Origin of the sequence: Weissella sp. DD23 (assembly GCF_001579105.1) — a bacterium.
GTDB classification, from domain to species: domain Bacteria; phylum Bacillota; class Bacilli; order Lactobacillales; family Lactobacillaceae; genus Weissella; species Weissella cibaria.
Window position 1 is genome coordinate 8121 of record NZ_KQ970395.1, and the last position, 2625, is coordinate 10745.

Annotated in this window: 3 protein-coding genes; all 3 read right to left on the reverse strand. The window is 46.4% G+C overall.

The features are described from left to right. Positions 1-62: 62 nt before the first annotated feature. Positions 63-671 (reverse strand): DUF1361 domain-containing protein, encoded by a 609-nt coding sequence (locus tag WEIDD23_RS08700; RefSeq protein WP_223822972.1) that lies wholly within the window; start codon positions 669-671, stop codon positions 63-65. A 77-nt stretch (positions 672-748) separates the two neighbouring features. Next, a complete protein-coding gene (locus tag WEIDD23_RS08705) occupies positions 749-1450 on the reverse strand; it encodes a YigZ family protein (protein WP_010372912.1) in 702 nt (233 codons plus the stop codon). A gap of 62 nt (positions 1451-1512) precedes the next feature. Beyond that, positions 1513-2625: GTPase ObgE (gene obgE / locus WEIDD23_RS08710; protein ID WP_062358920.1), on the reverse strand; the 1113-nt coding region annotated here is incomplete at its 5' end.

The window sequence follows — 2625 nt, forward strand, 5'->3', positions numbered from 1 at the left end:
AGGTCAAACAACGTTATCATCGGGTCCAAAGCGCCTTTCGTCTCACTCTCTTTTTGAGTAACTTACATTTTTCGTAAGACGTGATACATCAGCAAAATAGCCAACTGTAACGCACCAAATGACACCACGAAGACCAGACTATGCGTGGTAAACGCCTGGGCAACCTGCGTTAGGACACCATGCATATCCGTGACTAACTCCCAAGAATTTAATCGTAGGAAACGACCCAAATAAATACCAAAGGCCGATAGCAAGGACAAGCCTGCATAAAAAGCCAACGTCTGTAATGATTTTTTCTCACCAAAATACGCGATGGCCACCGCGTGAGCTGACGACATGCCAAACAGCATCCCCATCAAAACACCACTAGCCAGGATTGCATAGTTAAAAAATTGGGTTTCCGTCATTAAACCAGTCCCAATTGATGACAAGTGACTAAAATCAGTCACCATGTACATCGTATTCGGGAAGAAAACCAACCACGCCGCCGTCAATCCCCATTTCAGCCAACGTGTTGATTTTGTTGCGCGAATCCATAACGCCAAATCAAACGGCACAATGGCCAAAAAGACGTTCCAAATTAGAAAATTAAAGTTTGTCGGAAAATACCAAACAACCAGCATGAAAGCCAGTACCAGCACATGGATTTCCAAAATATTCCGCTTCAACACGTTCACCACCTCATGAATTACCTCATGAAAATTATTATACGTCAGCTAGCTTAAATGCGATATAGGGAATTAGTCGCTTACTTCAACGAAGACGTTTGCGCCGTCACCCGTTTATCGTATGGCACTTCGAACAAATCAATTTCACCAACTGTTAGGTCCGCTTGACCCGCCAACAAATCTTGCACTGACGTCTCAAATGCGTCCGTCGCGTCATCAGCCACTGGCACAGTCACTGTTACCCCGGTATCGTACTGCGTATCCAGGATTGTAAACTCATGCTGTTCAAGCCAATACTTGAGCGACTCGTAATTCTTATAGTCGACCCGAATTGACATTTTGTGGCGTTGAATGCGTTCCACTAGTCCCAATTCGGCAATGCCGCCAGCCACCGTACCGGCATACGCGCGGACAAGACCACCAGCCCCTAATTTGATGCCACCGAAATAGCGGGTCACGACCGCCACAATATCATGCACCTCGTTATTTTTAAATACTTCAAGCATCGGCACCCCAGCCGTACCAGCTGGCTCACCATCATCAGAGTAGCGTTGTACTTGGTCGCGCTCCCCCAACATATACGACCAAACATTGTGTGTGGCCTTATTATGCTCTTTGTTAATGCGATCAATAAACGCACGGGCATCCGCTTCCGTTTCAACACGAGCCATGTTAACAATGAAGCGCGACTTTTTAATTGTTTGTTCCCACGTATATTCTGACGCGGCAATGGTAATGTATTGATCCGTATTCACAATATGTTCAGTCTGATTTCCTGCCATAATGATTACCTCGTTATTAAACAATAAAAAGCCAGATGCCGGCATCTGGCTTTTTACTTATCTTACTCTTCGAATTCGAACTGGAAGTCCAAGATTTGAACAGTGTCACCACCACGGGCACCAGCATCACGCAATGCCTCATCAACACCCATAAAGCGCAATTGACGAGCAAAACGCATCATTGATTCCGTGTAGTTGGTATTCGTACGCTTGAACAAGCGCTCGATTTCATCACCGTAAAGTACCCAAACACCATCTTCATCACGATCGATTTCGAATGGTGTCCGTTCCTCAGAGAACTCGTACAAAGCTGACTCCGTATCATCAGGCTCCATGCCCTTAGGAATAAAGGCTGGCGTCTCGTCCAACAAGTCGGCTGTTCGTTGCATGAGTGGCTCCAATCCTTGGCGCGTCAATGATGAAATTGGCATAATTTCAACATCGTCTGGCACATTTGGATCCGCAGCTAACTTCTCTTTGAATGTCGCCAATGTTTCTTCGGCATCAGGCATATCCATCTTCGTTGGGACGATAATCTGTGGTCGTTCCAACAAAGCTGGATCATACTCTGCCAATTCATTGTTGATCTTCAAGAAGTTCTCGTAAGGATCCTCTTCTGGATCGATACCTGACATGTCGATCATATGCAAAATAACACGCGTACGCTCAACGTGACGTAGGAATTGAATTCCCAAACCGACACCTTGTGACGCACCCTCAATCAACCCAGGCAAGTCAGCCATAACAAAGTCACGACCATCTTCCAAACGAACCATCCCCAAGTTAGGGACCAACGTCGTAAAGTGGTACGCTGCAACCTTTGGCTTCGCAGCCGTTACAACTGACAACAACGTTGACTTTCCAACAGATGGGAACCCAACTAGACCAACATCAGCTAGCACCTTCAATTCAAGGGCGATATCCAATTCTTCACCAGGCTCACCGTTTTCGGCGATTTCAGGCGCTGGATTTGTTGACGAGGCAAAACGCATGTTACCACGACCACCACGACCACCTTGGGCAACTACCAAACGTTGACCTTGCTCAGTCAAGTCGCCAATGACACGACCTGTTTCAGCTTCAGTAATCGTCGTTCCTTGGGGTACCTTAATAATCAAATCATCAGATGACTTACCCGTCATCCCCTTAGTGGCACCGTTATCACCAGGAGTTGC